The sequence below is a fragment of the Erwinia sp. CGal63 genome, from assembly GCF_037026505.1.
Lineage (GTDB): Bacteria > Pseudomonadota > Gammaproteobacteria > Enterobacterales > Enterobacteriaceae > Erwinia.
Window position 1 is genome coordinate 835,064 of record NZ_JAKUMN010000001.1, and the last position, 13,913, is coordinate 848,976.

The window sequence follows — 13,913 nt, forward strand, 5'->3', positions numbered from 1 at the left end:
TAATTGGATGTTAAATAAGGCGGAATGCGTGGAACTACTCTCTTATTATGGACTATTTCTGGCCAAGACGGTCACGGTGGTGGTGGCGATCGCGGCGATCGCTATTTTGATTACGCATCTGGCCACGCGCAAACGCGCTCAGGGCGGTCAGCTGCGCCTGACGCGGCTGAATGAAGCGTACCAGGAGATAAAAGATGAAATGTTGCTGGCGGGCATGAAGCCGCACGATAAAAAACGCTGGCATAAAGAGCAGAAGAAAAAGGAGAAGCTGGAGGCGAAAAACGCCAAAGCCGAGGCGAAACAGGGTATTAAGCCAGCCGAAAGCAAGCCCACGCTTTATGTTATGGATTTCAAAGGCAGCATGGACGCGCATGAAGTCGCCTCGCTGCGTGAAGAGATCTCGGCGGTAATGGCCGTGGCCCGTCCGCAGGATGAAGTCCTGCTGCGACTGGAAAGCCCAGGCGGCGTGGTGCATGGCTACGGCCTGGCCTCTTCACAGCTGCAGCGACTGCGTGACAAAAACATTCGCCTGACCGTGGCGGTAGATAAAGTGGCCGCCAGCGGCGGTTATATGATGGCCTGCGTCGCCGACCGCATCGTCGCCGCGCCGTTTTCCATTATCGGCTCAATCGGCGTGGTTGCGCAGATCCCTAACTTCAATCGCCTGCTGAAGCGCAACGAAATCGACGTCGAGCTGCATACGGCGGGCGAGTACAAGCGTACGCTGACGCTGTTCGGCGAAAACACCGAGCAGGGCCGCGAAAAATTCCGTGAGGATCTCAACGAAACGCATCAGCTGTTTAAAGAGTTCGTCCATCAAATGCGCCCAACGCTGGATATCGACAGCGTGGCCACCGGCGAGCACTGGTTCGGCACTCAGGCGCTGGAGAAAGGGCTGATTGACGCTATCGGCACCAGCGACGACCTGATTATCGATCGGATGAAAGAGCACGAAGTGGTCGCGGTACACTACGTCAGGCGCAAAAAGATGATGGATCGCTTCACCCAGAGCGCCAGCGTAAGCATCGAGCGTCTGCTGCTGCGTCTCTGGCAGCGTGGCGAGAAGCCGCTGCTCTGAATCCCGCCAGCGCCCGTTTGACGGGCGCTACCCCTGCAGATGGTAAAGCGGCGACAGCTCTGTCGCTAAGAACTTGAAAACGTTAAATACCACGGTGCTTTTTGCGCCCGGCAATCCCTGTTCATCCAGAAAATAGTCGCCGCGAAAAACCAGCACTTCACCTTTTTGCTCCACGTCGGTGGCGCTCAGGCCGGGGAAAAAATCCTCGTGGCCGGCAATCATCTCATTCGCTTTTTGCAACAGGGCAGCCTTATCGATAGCCTGAGTCTGCTTCACAGAATTCTCTCCTTTATAGAGCCGATAAGTGAGCAGTATATTACGCCGCTGCGGAACAAAAATTCAATGGCGCAGCAGGCTTGCCCGCCAGCCTACTTTTTTCCGACTTTCTGGCGTAAATCCCTTGCGGATGCTAATTAAGTTGCGTATCAGATTTTATCAGGTAGAGTGTGGGCGTTTCGGGTTCCGGGCGTAAAACTGGCTTTACGCTCTGTTATTGTTTCGCTTAACAGGTTGTAAAAGGTGTCGTTAATCAGTGAGTTGGCTTCCTGAACGGGAAGCGCTAACAGGGAAAGTGCCCGGCTCTGCCGTCGGCCATGAAGGTTTTAACGCGCTGGATTGCCCGCAGGCTTTCGGCACAATTTACTCTCGGATGTTTTAATCAGGTAAAGGTAAATATGGGTAAAGCTCTCGTAATAGTTGAGTCCCCGGCAAAAGCCAAAACAATCAATAAATATCTCGGAAACGACTACGTGGTGAAATCCAGCGTCGGTCATATTCGCGATTTGCCGACCAGTGGATCAACAGTTAAAAAGAGCGCTGACTCTACAACCAGTAAAACCACTAAAAAGGTGAAAAAGGACGAAAAATCGGCGCTGGTCAGCCGCATGGGCGTCGATCCTTATCACGGCTGGGAGGCGAACTATCAGATCCTGCCCGGCAAAGAAAAAGTGGTTTCCGAGCTGAAGGCGCTGGCGCAGAACGCCGACCACGTCTATCTCGCAACCGACCTTGACCGCGAGGGGGAAGCCATCGCCTGGCACCTGCGGGAAGTGATCGGCGGCGACGACTCGCGTTTCAGCCGCGTGGTGTTTAATGAAATCACCAAAAATGCGATTCGTCAGGCTTTCGAAAAGCCGGGCGAACTGAATATCGACAGGGTTAACGCTCAGCAGGCGCGCCGCTTTATGGACCGCGTGGTCGGCTATATGGTATCGCCGCTGCTGTGGAAAAAAATCGCCCGTGGTCTTTCCGCAGGCCGCGTGCAGTCGGTCGCCGTACGCCTGGTGGTCGAGCGCGAGCGTGAAATCAAAGCGTTCGTGCCGGAAGAGTACTGGGAGCTGCATGCCGATCTGAATACGCCGGACGGCACGCTGCTGCCGATGGAAGTGACCCATCAGCACGACAAGCCTTTCCGCCCGGTCAACGGCGAACAGACTCAGGCCGCCGTCAGCCTGCTGGAAAAAGCGCGCTATCAGGTGGTGGATCGTGAAGACAAGCCGACCAGCAGCAAGCCCGGCGCGCCTTTTATCACCTCCACGCTACAGCAGGCGGCCAGCACCCGCCTGGGCTTCGGCGTGAAAAAAACCATGATGATGGCGCAGCGCCTGTATGAAGCGGGCCACATCACCTATATGCGTACCGACTCCACTAATCTGAGTCAGGACGCGGTTAGCATGGTGCGCGGCTTTATTGAAAGCGAGTTTGGCGACAGGTATCTGCCGAAAGCGGCCAACACCTACGCCAGCAAAGATAACTCCCAGGAAGCGCACGAAGCGATCCGTCCTTCGGATGTGGCGGTGCAGGCCGAGCAGCTCAAGGATATGGAAACCGATGCGCAGAAGCTCTATCAACTGATCTGGCGTCAGTTCGTCGCCTGTCAGATGATGCCGGCGCAATATGATTCCACCACGCTGACCGTCGCCGCTGGCGATTTCAAACTCAAAGCGAAAGGCCGTACGCTGCGCTTTGACGGCTGGACTCGCGTGATGCCTGCGCTGCGCAAAGGTGATGAAGATCGCACGCTGCCGCCGGTTGAAGTGGGCAAAGAGCTGGCGTTGCAGCAGCTGAAGCCAAGCCAGCACTTCACCAAACCGCCGGCGCGTTTCAGCGAAGCTTCGCTGGTGCGCGAGCTGGAAAAACGCGGTATTGGTCGTCCTTCGACCTACGCATCTATTATCTCCACCATCCAGGATCGCGGCTATGTTCGCGTGGAAAGCCGTCGTTTCTATGCGGAGAAAATGGGTGAGATCGTCACTGACCGGCTGGAGGAAAACTTCCGCGAGCTGATGAACTACGATTTCACCGCGCATATGGAAAACAGTCTGGATCAGGTCGCCAACAACGAGGCGCAGTGGAAAAGCGTGCTGGACAAATTCTTCGCCGACTTCAGCCAGCAGCTGGAAAAAGCGGATAAGGATCCGGAAGAAGGCGGGATGCAGCCGAACCAGATGGTCTTGACCTCCATCGATTGCCCGACCTGCGGTCGTAAGATGGGCATTCGCACCGCCAGCACCGGCGTGTTCCTCGGCTGTTCCGGCTATGCGCTGCCGCCGAAAGAGCGCTGCAAGCAGACCATCAATCTGATCCCGGAGAATGAGGTTCTTAACATTCTCGAAGGTGAAGACGCGGAAACCAATGCGCTGCGCGCTCGTCGTCGCTGCGGCAAGTGCGGCACCGCAATGGACAGCTATCTGATTGATAACCAGCGCAAGCTGCACGTTTGCGGTAATAACCCGAGCTGCGACGGTTACGAGATCGAGCAGGGCGAATTCCGCATCAAGGGTTATGACGGCCCGATCGTAGAGTGTGAAAAGTGCGGTTCGGAAATGCACCTGAAAATGGGGCGTTTCGGCAAATATATGGCCTGCACCAACGACGAGTGTAAAAACACTCGTAAAATTCTGCGCAACGGCGACGTGGCGCCGCCGAAAGAGGATCCGGTGCCGCTGCCGGAACTGCCGTGCGAGAAGTCGGACGCTTACTTTGTGCTGCGCGACGGCGCCGCGGGCGTCTTCCTGGCCGCGAACACTTTCCCTAAATCCAGGGAAACGCGTGCGCCGCTGGTGGAAGAGCTGCAGCGCTTCCGCGATCGTCTGCCGGAGAAGCTGCGCTATCTGGCAGATGCGCCGGTCGCTGACGATGAAGGCAACAAGACGATAGTGCGCTTTAGTCGCAAAACTAAGCAGCAGTACGTCAGCACGGAAAAAGAGGGTAAAGCCACGGGCTGGACAGCGTTCTGGGTCGACGGCGAATGGCAGGTCACCGAGAAAGCGACGGCCAAAGCCAGTAAAAAATAGTGCTCCGGGCCGACAGTCGTCGGCCCGTTTTTTCTCTCCTCGCATATACATTCCAGACAGCTTTGGTATGATTGTTATAGATATACCTTTCCTTATTATAAAATCGCATTAGACCGACATGCCGTGCGCTTCTTTGCGCGGTCGTCGGCGCGCGGCGCCAAACTGGACGGATCAACTATGAAATTGCAGCAGCTGCGTTATATCGTCGAAGTGGTCAATCATAACCTTAACGTCTCCTCAACGGCCGAGGGGCTTTACACTTCGCAACCCGGGATCAGTAAACAGGTTCGTATGCTGGAAGACGAACTGGGCATTCAGATTTTCGCCCGCAGCGGCAAGCACCTGACGCAGGTGACGCCTGCCGGACAGGAGATTATCCGTATTGCCAGGGAAGTCCTGTCGAAAGTGGAAGCCATCAAGTCGGTCGCGGGCGAACATACCTGGCCGGATAAAGGCTCGCTGTATGTCGCTACTACTCATACCCAGGCTCGCTATGCGCTGCCAAACGTCATCAAAGGCTTTATCGAACGCTATCCGCGAGTTTCCCTGCACATGCATCAGGGCTCGCCTACGCAGATTGCGGAAGCGGTTTCCAAAGGCAATGCGGATTTCGCCATCGCTACTGAAGCGCTGCATCTCTACGACGATTTGATTATGCTGCCTTGTTACCACTGGAATCGCGCTATCGTGGTCACGCCGGATCATCCGCTGGCGGGGAAAGAGAAAGTGTCTATCGAAGAGCTGGCCGAGTATCCGCTGGTCACCTACACCTTCGGTTTTACCGGACGTTCTGAGCTGGATACGGCGTTTAATCGCGCCGGACTGTCGCCGCGTATCGTTTTCACCGCTACGGATGCCGACGTCATCAAAACTTATGTACGCCTGGGGCTGGGCGTGGGCGTTATCGCCAGCATGGCGGTCGATCCGCATTCCGACCCGGATCTGGTACGTATCGAAGCCACAGACGTTTTCAGCTACAGCACGACCAAAATCGGTTTCCGCCGCAGCACTTTTTTACGCAGCTATATGTATGATTTTATTCAGCGCTTTGCGCCGCACCTGACGCGCGACGTGGTCGATACCGCTGTTGGCCTGCGGTCTAATGAAGATATTGAAGCAATGTTTAAAGATATTAAATTACCTGCCAAATAATCCCTCCCCTGATTATCCCCCGGCAGAGCCGTTACGCGGCTCTGCGATAATCATTGGTCCTGCCTGTTACTGCGATTGATTAAATCTTTTTATTCTTTTCCGTAAATGACACCTTCATCACAGGTTTTTCCATTGTTATTCATTAAATGCGAAACAGTACACATTTTTTAGTGGGCGACTTTGCACCCCTCCAGGAAGATTCTCATACTCTGATTATCAACGCGCTACAGGGCGCGACTGGCGGGAGGTTTCCGGTAAATGCTGATTTATCAATGGTGCGAAAAAAGCGTTGCTGACAGCAGATTTGTCTTAAGGAATAAATTGTTATCAGAATTTTGGTTAAGTACGAACGACAAGTTTCATAAACTTTAATGAATACTATTAATCGTTCTGCGTAATAAAAATAGCTGGATTTCGCGCCATAAAGTGTTTAGGATTCCTCCTAATTTCTGATTGCTCAAAACAATCGTTTCAATGAGAGTGATTATCAAAAACTATGGCTAGCAGAATTACAGTAGAAACAGACTTCGGTCACAAAGCTCTGAAGGTTCAGCGTAACAGCAATCTGAGACGTAAAGCCTGGTTAGCGGTATTTGCCGGTTCGGCGTTGTTTTGGGGAGCTGTTGCAGTCGTGATTTGGCATATATGGGGGTAACGATGTACCTGCAGTATTTGAATCAAAAAACACAGCAAGCTGGAAAAATGAAGAAAGTACAGTGCAAGAGCAAAGCGAAGGAAGTCATCATCCCTGAAAGCTGGGGCCTGAGCGAAGTACAGCGCAACTTTATCGATTTAATGACGGACAAGAGTAGTAAAGCTTAAGCCTGACACCGCTATCCGTTAGTTTTATTAACCATGACAAATATAAATAAATACATTATTTAACAGACCAGCCATTTCTGGTCAGGGAACCTGCGGCCCAACTGTAGGAAGTCATTAATAACGGTAAAACCAGCTCGCTGCGGCGTAAGGTTTTGATGTAATACGTTTTGGTCATATAAGACCTGAGTGAGGGCAAAAATGAATTTAACTCAAATGACATGGTTCAGCGCCTGGACGTTATCCGCTTTATTCTGGACCAGCCTGCTATGGCTTGGCATGGTAATGCATTAATAATGCATAGCTAAACAAAAATTAATGACGCCTCGCTGCTAAAACAGCGGGGCGTTTTTCTTTTCACTATTCTGCGATGTTATCAAAACGTTACACTGAGTTTGTACTATCTTTAAATCAAACCCTGCATTTACTCAGGTTATGAAAAGATAAACAGAGGAGGAGTAATGTCGTCTACCCTACGTGAAATAACAAAAGACGCGCTGGACGTAAAAGGTCAACGTTATCACTATTACAGCCTGACCAAAGCTGCCGAACAGCTTGGCGATCTCTCCCGCCTGCCTAAATCCCTGAAAGTTCTGATGGAAAATCTGCTGCGCTGGCAGGATGAAGACTCCGTGACCGCCGAAGATATTAAGGCACTCGCCGGCTGGCTGGCGAATGCCCACGCCGAGCGGGAAATCGCCTATCGGCCCGCCCGCGTGCTGATGCAGGATTTTACCGGCGTGCCCGCGGTTGTCGACCTCGCCGCTATGCGCGAAGCCGTTAAACGCCTGGGCGGCGATGTGGCCAAAGTCAATCCGCTTTCGCCGGTCGATCTGGTTATCGACCATTCCGTTACGGTTGACCGTTTTGGCGACGACGACGCTTTTGAAGAGAACGTGCGTCTGGAAATGGAGCGTAATCACGAACGCTACGTTTTTCTGCGCTGGGGTCAAAAAGCCTTTAACAAATTTAGCGTGGTACCGCCCGGCACCGGCATCTGTCACCAGGTTAATCTGGAATATCTAGGCCAGGCAGTCTGGCATGAATCGCTGGAGGGTGAAGAGATCGCTTATCCCGACACGCTGGTAGGCACGGACTCGCACACCACCATGATCAACGCGCTGGGCGTATTGGGCTGGGGCGTTGGCGGTATTGAAGCCGAAGCGGCGATGCTGGGCCAGCCGGTTTCCATGCTGATCCCGGACGTGGTCGGCTTTAAGCTCACCGGCAAACTCAATCCCGGCATTACCGCTACGGATCTGGTGCTTACGGTTACGCAGATGCTGCGTAAGCATGGCGTGGTCGGCAAATTTGTTGAGTTTTACGGCGATGGCCTGGACGATCTGCCGCTGGCGGATCGCGCCACTATCGCCAATATGGCGCCGGAATATGGCGCGACCTGCGGCTTCTTCCCGCTGGACGAGGTAACGGTAGGCTATATGAAGCTGACCGGACGCAGCACGGAACAGGTAGCGCTGGTGGAAGCCTATGCCAAAGCGCAGGGACTGTGGCGCAATACCGGCGACGAACCGGTCTTCACCAGCTCGCTGGCGCTGGATATGGGCACCGTCGAAGCGAGCGTGGCCGGGCCAAAGCGGCCGCAGGATCGCGTTTCACTTGGCGAAGTGCCGCAGGCTTTCCAGGCCAGCAACGAGCTGGAAGTCAATCAGGCGCAAAAACAGCATAAACCGATTAGCTATAGCGACCGGGCAACGGGTCAGCAGCATCAGCTGGAGGATGGCGCTGTGGTTATCTCAGCCATCACCTCCTGCACCAATACTTCCAATGCCAGCATTCTGATGGCAGCGGGTTTGCTGGCAAAAAACGCGGTAACGCTGGGGCTGGATCGCAAACCCTGGGTAAAAGCTTCGCTGGCGCCGGGATCTAAAGTGGTTTCAGACTATCTGGCTGCGGCGCGCCTGACGCCTTACCTCGACAAACTGGGCTTCAACCTGGTTGGCTACGGCTGCACTACCTGTATCGGCAACTCCGGGCCGCTGCCGGATGAGATTGAAGGCGCTATTAAGCAGGGCGATCTGACCGTTGGCGCCGTGCTCTCCGGTAACCGTAACTTTGAGGGCCGTATCCATCCCTACGTGAAAACCAACTGGCTGGCGTCGCCGCCGCTGGTGGTTGCCTATGCGCTGGCGGGCAATATGAATATCAATCTGGAAACGGATCCGCTGGGCAATGACAAAACCGGCAAGCCGGTCTACCTGAAAGATATCTGGCCTTCGCCGGAAGCCATTGCGGAAGCGGTACAGCTGGTTTCAACGGATATGTTCCATAAAGAGTATGCCGAAGTGTTCGAAGGCACGCCGGACTGGCAGGCTATCAGCGTCAGCGAAGCGGCGACTTACGACTGGGACGAAGGTTCAACCTATATCCGTCTTTCGCCGTTTTTTGACGATATGGAGAAAGAGCCAAAACCGGTTGCCGATATCAAAGGCGCCAGAATCCTGGCGATGCTGGGCGATTCCGTAACGACCGACCATATTTCGCCTGCCGGCAGCATCAAGGCGGAAAGCCCGGCCGGACGCTACCTGCTTTCGCACGGCGTGGAGCGGGGCGATTTTAACTCCTATGGTTCACGCCGCGGCAATCACGAAGTGATGATGCGCGGCACCTTCGCCAATATTCGTATCCGCAATGAAATGGTGCCGGGCGTGGAAGGTGGCTATACGCGCTTTGTACCAGGCGACGAGCAGCTGGCCATCTACGATGCGGCCATGAAATATCAGCAGCAGGGCACCCCGCTGGCCGTGATCGCAGGGAAAGAGTACGGTTCCGGCTCCAGCCGTGACTGGGCAGCGAAAGGGCCGCGTCTGCTGGGCGTGCGCGTAGTTATTGCCGAATCATTTGAACGTATCCACCGCTCAAACCTGATTGGAATGGGTATCCTGCCGCTGGAGTTCCCGCAGGGCGTCACGCGTAAAACGCTGGGGCTGACTGGCGACGAGCAGATTGATGTGGATAACCTGAACCAGCTCAAACCAGGCGGCACGGTAACAGTAACGCTGACGCGCGCGGACGGCAGTCAGGAAACGCTGCAAACCCGCTGCCGTATCGATACAGGCAACGAGCTGACCTATTACCGTAACGATGGCATTCTGCACTATGTTATTCGTAATATGCTGGTGGAAAGCTAAAGAGCGGTAGACTAACCAGAGCAGAACAACGCCCCTTCCCGGGGCGTTTTTCTTTTCAGGTAAGCGTATTTTCTGTGCTGCTTGTGCGGCAATGAACTGTTGCGAACAGCATCGGCAACGTGTTCGTCGTTTCTAAGCTACCTGTGCGGCAGTGAACTTTGGCGACGCGGTTTATGAGCTTGTCACCATTTTCTAAGCTGCCTGTGCGGCAGTGAACGGTATGAAGCGTCACGTCACAAAGCGCGTACTTTTCTAAGCTGCCTGTGCGGCAGTGAACTCCTCTTTTAAACCAGCCATTTACCGATTGAGTTTCTAAGCTGCCTGTGCGGCAGTGAACCGCTGCTGCCATTATTGCCTCACTATGCTGTATTTCTAAGCTGCCTGTGCGGCAGTGAACGCGTCATGCTGCTAAATGCTGACACGTCGGTCTTTCTAAGCTGCCTGTGCGGCAGTGAACATTCAGGCCGGAGTGCCGTTATCGACGCTGCATTTCTAAGCTGCCTGTGCGGCAGTGAACCTGTCAGCCAAGCGGGTGCGGCACTGCCGGTTTTTCTAAGCTGCCTGTGCGGCAGTGAACTCTATGGCACAAAACATGCGGCGATATTTGAGTTTCTAAGCTGCCTGTGCGGCAGTGCACGATGAATCTGTAGGCTCTGATGATATTGAAGATTTCTAAGCTGCCTGTGCGGCAGTGCACACAGGCATCAGCTCGTTAATAGCAAAGACGCGTTTCTAAGCTGCCTGTGCGGCAGTGAACGATACGCGACCGTGAAACCCTGGACGTCATGCTTTCTAAGCTGCCTGTGCGGCAGTGAACAGAAAATTTAATCAATAGGATAAATGGTTCAGTTTCTAAGCTGCCTGTGCGGCAGTGAACGGGACAATGTGGACATTGCCAGGGCAGCGCACTTTCTAAGCTGCCTGTGCGGCAGTGAACCTGATGATGTCGTTCAAGCGGGCGCGGTATCATTTCTAAGCTGCCTGTGCGGCAGTGAACTCAATTTGCCAACACCTCACCGCTCCGCGCATTTTCTAAGCTGCCTGTGCGGCAGTGAACAAAGATCCGGAGACGGGGAAGACATGCGTAGTTTTCTAAGCTGCCTGTGCGGCAGTGAACTTCAGCCGCCAGCGCGTTCACCTGCTGCTGAATTTCTAAGCTGCCTGTGCGGCAGTGAACAACCACGGCCACGGCGATGACGTGCTATGTCTTTTCTAAGCTGCCTGTGCGGCAGTGAACTGTTGCGGGGTTACTCTAACAGCCTCTCCTGCCTGAAATTTTGATCAAAACAGGCGAAAAACCCTTTTTTCTGCAAGCTAAAATCGGCTATTACAAATCAACAAGTTAGCTTAGCGACTAAAAAAAGGGTTTCAGTTATCCTGAGAGTCGACGCGCACTACTTTAATACGCGCAGCCAGCGCACGCTCAATCGCTTTACGGTGAAAAGGCGACAGCTTGCGCCACTCTCTGGTTTCAGCGCGTGTACGTCCACAGCCCTGGCACCAGCCTGTACGGCCATCAAATATACAAAGATCGATACAGGGTGATTTCACGGACATCATGACTCCTTAACTATTTTCAGGCCATCGTTGTTGGCCACTGCTGGACTGTCTGCCTCAATCGCCTGCAAGGCGAAGTCGACCAGGTAAAATCGTTAACAGCTTGCACGGCATTATGCGTTCTCATTATACTATACCCCAGTATAGGATAATAAGAGGAGGTCTCTTATGGCGCATACGCAAAAAAACCGGAAGAGTCTGCTGACCAGGGTTCGTCGTATTAAAGGGCAGGTCGCCTCGCTGGAAGGCGCACTGGAATCCGATGAAGAGTGCCTCAAAGTACTCCAACAGGTCGCGGCCGTTCGCGGCGCAATCAATGGGCTGATGAGCGAGTTAATGGAAGGGCATATTCGCGAACACCTGATGAATGAGCAGGCTTCAGCGGATGAACGCGCTAACGACCTGGAAGAGATCGTGGGCGTTATTCGTTCCTACTTAAAATAAAGAGAACGCTATGTTGTGGATAATAACCAAATATTTTATTACGGCAGGCATGGTAGTGCTCGTTTCCGAAGTGGCGAAGCGCAGCGATCGGTTGGGCGGGCTGCTGGCCGCGCTGCCATTGGTTACCGTACTGGTGTTAATCTGGATGAAGCTGGAAGGGCAGAGTCAGGTCAAAATCGCCAGTCACGCCTGGTACACCTTTTGGTACGTGGTGCCCACGCTGCCGATGTTCGTACTGTTTCCGTTTCTTTATCAGCGCTGGGGTTTCTGGCCGACGTTGGGAGCCAGCTGTGTCATGACCATCCTCCTTTTCGCGCTTTGGGCTGGCGTGCTGCGGCGATTTGGCATCGCACTGATGTAGCGGCGTTAAAAAAACGGGAGCCAGAAGCTCCCGCTGTACCGTTACTCTTTTGACAGCAGATGGCCCATTTTCTCGGCTTTGGTGTCCAGATAGTGGGCGTTTTCCGGATTACGGCCGACAATCAGCGGTACGCGCTCCACAATATTTATGCCTGCCTCGCTGAGGATCTCCACCTTACGCGGATTATTGGTCAGCAGACGGACTTCATTAACACCCAGCAACTTGAACATATCCGCGCAAAGGGTAAAGTCACGTTCGTCAGCGGCGAAGCCGAGCTGATGATTCGCTTCCACCGTATCAAAGCCTTTATCCTGCAGGGCATAAGCGCGGATTTTATTCAGCAGGCCGATATTGCGGCCTTCCTGACGATGGTAGAGCAGCACGCCGCGCCCTTCTTCCGCAATATGGTTCAGCGCCGCCTCCAGCTGAAAACCGCAGTCGCAGCGCAGGCTGAACAGGGCGTCGCCTGTCAGGCACTCCGAATGCACGCGCGCCAGCACCGCCTCGCTGTCCGTTATATCGCCGTAAACCAGCGCCACATGATCGTGACCGGTTGCCAGTTCTTCAAAACCAACCATAAGGAAATCTCCCCACGGCGTGGGCAGTTTGGCTTCTGCTACCCGTTTAAGCTGCATGTGACTCTCCAGATACATCAGGGGCTGCGCTAACCTTTGCGCCGACCGTTCATAATAGCTATTTTGCCACATTCGGGCGCCGGGCGGTTAACCTCTTCGAGCGATTGTTTTAATACTCCGAAATTATCGCCATCTCAATCAGTATGTTATTATTTTTTATCATATTGTCATCTGAAAAGTGTCAAAACTCTCTTAATCCCGCCGGAGAAAGCCATGTATGAAATTGTTAAACGCACCACGCTGGGTGCGCTGCTGTTGCTGATAATGCCGGTCGGCGTACTGCTTTCCGGCTGGCGCTGGCAGCCGGTGGAAACCGGACCAGGCCATAAAATTTTGTTCTGGCTGACCGAAACCGTCACCAGTCCCTGGGGCGTGCTGACCAGCGCTATCCTCTGCGGCTGGTTTCTCTGGTGCCTGCGCTATCGACTTAAATCGGCGGTTATCCTGCTGCTTATCGTGGTATCGGCGATTCTGGTAGGGCAGTACACTAAATCCTTTATTAAAGATCAGGTACGCGAGCCGCGCCCTTATGTGCTGTGGCTGGAGCAGAGCCACGGGCTGAATGAGCAATATTTTTACGAGCAGAGCCGCAAGCAGCGCAGCGTTATGGTACGGGATGCGATTACGCAAGATCCGCGTCTGCCGGGCTGGCTGAAATCGCACTGGGAATTCGAAACGGGCTATGCTTTTCCTTCTGGCCATACCATGTTCGCTGCCAGCTGGGCGCTGCTGGCGATAGGATTGCTGTGGCCACGTCGCCGTATCGTGACCATCTGTCTGCTGGTGGCCTGGGCGACAGGCGTGATGGCCAGCCGTCTGGTGTTGGGAATGCACTGGCCGCGCGATCTTATCACCTCGACGCTGATAAGCTGGGTGCTGGTCACGCTGGCTACGTGGCTGGTGCAGCGCTACAGCGGCCCGCTGACCGTACCGCCAGCGGAAGAGCAGGAAATAAGCGAACGAGACGAGGCGTGATTGTGTTGGCGCGGTTTGCCCCCATAAACCAGAGAGCGCGGGCATTTCATGCGCCCAAAACGCATCAGGCAAGCAACAGGGTTATTTTTTTGGCATAATTCATCTGGTTATCACCAGACTATGGGACGGACTGTGAAATACTTGCTGATTTTTTTAGTGGTTTTAGTGATCTTTATTATCTCCATTACTCTCGGAGCGCATAACGATCAGGTTGTCACCTTCAACTATCTGCTGGCGCAGGGAGAGTACCGCGTCTCAACGCTGCTGGCCACGCTGTTTGCTGCCGGTTTCCTGATTGGCTGGGCGATTTGCGGTCTGTTCTGGCTTCGTCTTCGCGTCGCGCTGGCTAATTCTCAGCGTAAACTGAAACGTCTCCAGCAGAAGCTGGGACAGGCAGAAGAAGCGGCGGCATCGCCAGCTGTTCCTGCCGTTAAGGAATAAATTTCT

The 13,913-nt window shown here is 53.9% G+C and carries 12 protein-coding genes and 1 CRISPR repeat array; of the genes, 9 read left to right on the plus strand and 3 right to left on the minus strand.

The window, feature by feature from the left end; genetic code table 11:
* Positions 1-28 precede the first annotated feature (28 nt).
* The gene (gene sohB, locus MKZ79_RS03765; protein ID WP_336140257.1) at positions 29-1,078 is read left to right on the plus strand and encodes a protease SohB; all 1,050 of its coding nucleotides are present in this window, start codon (positions 29-31) and stop codon (positions 1,076-1,078) included.
* A gap of 27 nt (positions 1,079-1,105) precedes the next feature.
* On the opposite strand, the gene MKZ79_RS03770 is transcribed toward sohB, so the two are convergent.
* Positions 1,106-1,354 (minus strand): DUF2498 family protein, encoded by a 249-nt coding sequence (locus MKZ79_RS03770; protein ID WP_336140258.1) that lies wholly within the window; start codon positions 1,352-1,354, stop codon positions 1,106-1,108.
* A 398-nt stretch (positions 1,355-1,752) separates the two neighbouring features.
* On the opposite strand from MKZ79_RS03770, the gene topA reads away from it, so the two are divergent.
* The 4 genes from topA to acnA all read left to right on the plus strand — a co-directional run bounded on the left by topA (position 1,753) and on the right by acnA (position 9,494).
* Positions 1,753-4,374, plus strand: coding sequence for a type I DNA topoisomerase (gene topA, locus MKZ79_RS03775; RefSeq protein ID WP_336140259.1), 2,622 nt, complete (start codon positions 1,753-1,755; stop codon positions 4,372-4,374).
* 177 nt (positions 4,375-4,551) lie between these two features.
* Positions 4,552-5,526: an HTH-type transcriptional regulator CysB gene (cysB, locus tag MKZ79_RS03780; protein ID WP_336140261.1), complete on the plus strand. Its 975-nt coding sequence runs from the start codon at positions 4,552-4,554 to the stop codon at positions 5,524-5,526.
* A gap of 496 nt (positions 5,527-6,022) precedes the next feature.
* Positions 6,023-6,181 (plus strand): YmiA family putative membrane protein, encoded by a 159-nt coding sequence (locus tag MKZ79_RS03785; protein ID WP_336140262.1) that lies wholly within the window; start codon positions 6,023-6,025, stop codon positions 6,179-6,181.
* A 625-nt stretch (positions 6,182-6,806) separates the two neighbouring features.
* Positions 6,807-9,494, plus strand: coding sequence for an aconitate hydratase AcnA (acnA, locus tag MKZ79_RS03790; protein ID WP_336140263.1), 2,688 nt, complete (start codon positions 6,807-6,809; stop codon positions 9,492-9,494).
* 69 nt (positions 9,495-9,563) lie between these two features.
* A CRISPR array of direct repeats spans positions 9,564-10,731; the repeat unit is 28 nt; unit sequence TTTCTAAGCTGCCTGTGCGGCAGTGAAC.
* 131 nt (positions 10,732-10,862) lie between these two features.
* Here the strand turns inward: acnA and MKZ79_RS03795 are convergent.
* Positions 10,863-11,051, minus strand: coding sequence for a DUF1289 domain-containing protein (locus tag MKZ79_RS03795; RefSeq protein ID WP_336140264.1), 189 nt, complete (start codon positions 11,049-11,051; stop codon positions 10,863-10,865).
* Positions 11,052-11,219: 168 nt separating this feature from the next.
* Here MKZ79_RS03795 and MKZ79_RS03800 point away from each other — a divergent pair, with 168 nt between their 5' ends.
* A complete protein-coding gene (locus tag MKZ79_RS03800; protein WP_336140265.1) occupies positions 11,220-11,495 on the plus strand; it encodes a metal/formaldehyde-sensitive transcriptional repressor in 276 nt (91 codons plus the stop codon).
* 10 nt (positions 11,496-11,505) lie between these two features.
* On the plus strand, positions 11,506-11,856 hold the full coding sequence (locus tag MKZ79_RS03805; protein WP_336140266.1) for a DUF3147 family protein: 351 nt from the start codon (positions 11,506-11,508) through the stop codon (positions 11,854-11,856).
* Between the two features lie 41 nt (positions 11,857-11,897).
* Here MKZ79_RS03805 and ribA read toward each other — a convergent pair whose 3' ends face one another.
* The gene (ribA, locus tag MKZ79_RS03810; protein ID WP_336140267.1) at positions 11,898-12,491 is read right to left on the minus strand and encodes a GTP cyclohydrolase II; all 594 of its coding nucleotides are present in this window, start codon (positions 12,489-12,491) and stop codon (positions 11,898-11,900) included.
* Between the two features lie 213 nt (positions 12,492-12,704).
* Here ribA and pgpB point away from each other — a divergent pair, with 213 nt between their 5' ends.
* Together pgpB and MKZ79_RS03820 are read left to right on the plus strand one after the other, a co-directional pair.
* On the plus strand, positions 12,705-13,466 hold the full coding sequence (pgpB, locus tag MKZ79_RS03815) for a phosphatidylglycerophosphatase B (RefSeq protein WP_336140268.1): 762 nt from the start codon (positions 12,705-12,707) through the stop codon (positions 13,464-13,466).
* Positions 13,467-13,598: 132 nt separating this feature from the next.
* Entirely contained in the window at positions 13,599-13,907 is a 309-nt protein-coding gene (locus tag MKZ79_RS03820; RefSeq protein WP_336140269.1) for a LapA family protein, read from the plus strand.
* Positions 13,908-13,913 lie beyond the last annotated feature (6 nt).

Excerpts from the sequence above, each read along its gene's own strand:
- topA (WP_336140259.1), top strand. The coding sequence starts at position 1,753 with ATGGGTAAAGCTCTCGTAATAGTTGAGTCCCCGGCAAAAGCCAAAACA.
- cysB (WP_336140261.1), top strand. The coding sequence starts at position 4,552 with ATGAAATTGCAGCAGCTGCGTTATATCGTCGAAGTGGTCAATCATAAC.
- MKZ79_RS03785 (WP_336140262.1), top strand. The coding sequence starts at position 6,023 with ATGGCTAGCAGAATTACAGTAGAAACAGACTTCGGTCACAAAGCTCTG.
- acnA (WP_336140263.1), top strand. The coding sequence starts at position 6,807 with ATGTCGTCTACCCTACGTGAAATAACAAAAGACGCGCTGGACGTAAAA.
- MKZ79_RS03795 (WP_336140264.1), bottom strand. The coding sequence starts at position 11,051 with ATGTCCGTGAAATCACCCTGTATCGATCTTTGTATATTTGATGGCCGT.
- MKZ79_RS03800 (WP_336140265.1), top strand. The coding sequence starts at position 11,220 with ATGGCGCATACGCAAAAAAACCGGAAGAGTCTGCTGACCAGGGTTCGT.
- MKZ79_RS03805 (WP_336140266.1), top strand. The coding sequence starts at position 11,506 with ATGTTGTGGATAATAACCAAATATTTTATTACGGCAGGCATGGTAGTG.
- ribA (WP_336140267.1), bottom strand. The coding sequence starts at position 12,491 with ATGCAGCTTAAACGGGTAGCAGAAGCCAAACTGCCCACGCCGTGGGGA.
- pgpB (WP_336140268.1), top strand. The coding sequence starts at position 12,705 with ATGTATGAAATTGTTAAACGCACCACGCTGGGTGCGCTGCTGTTGCTG.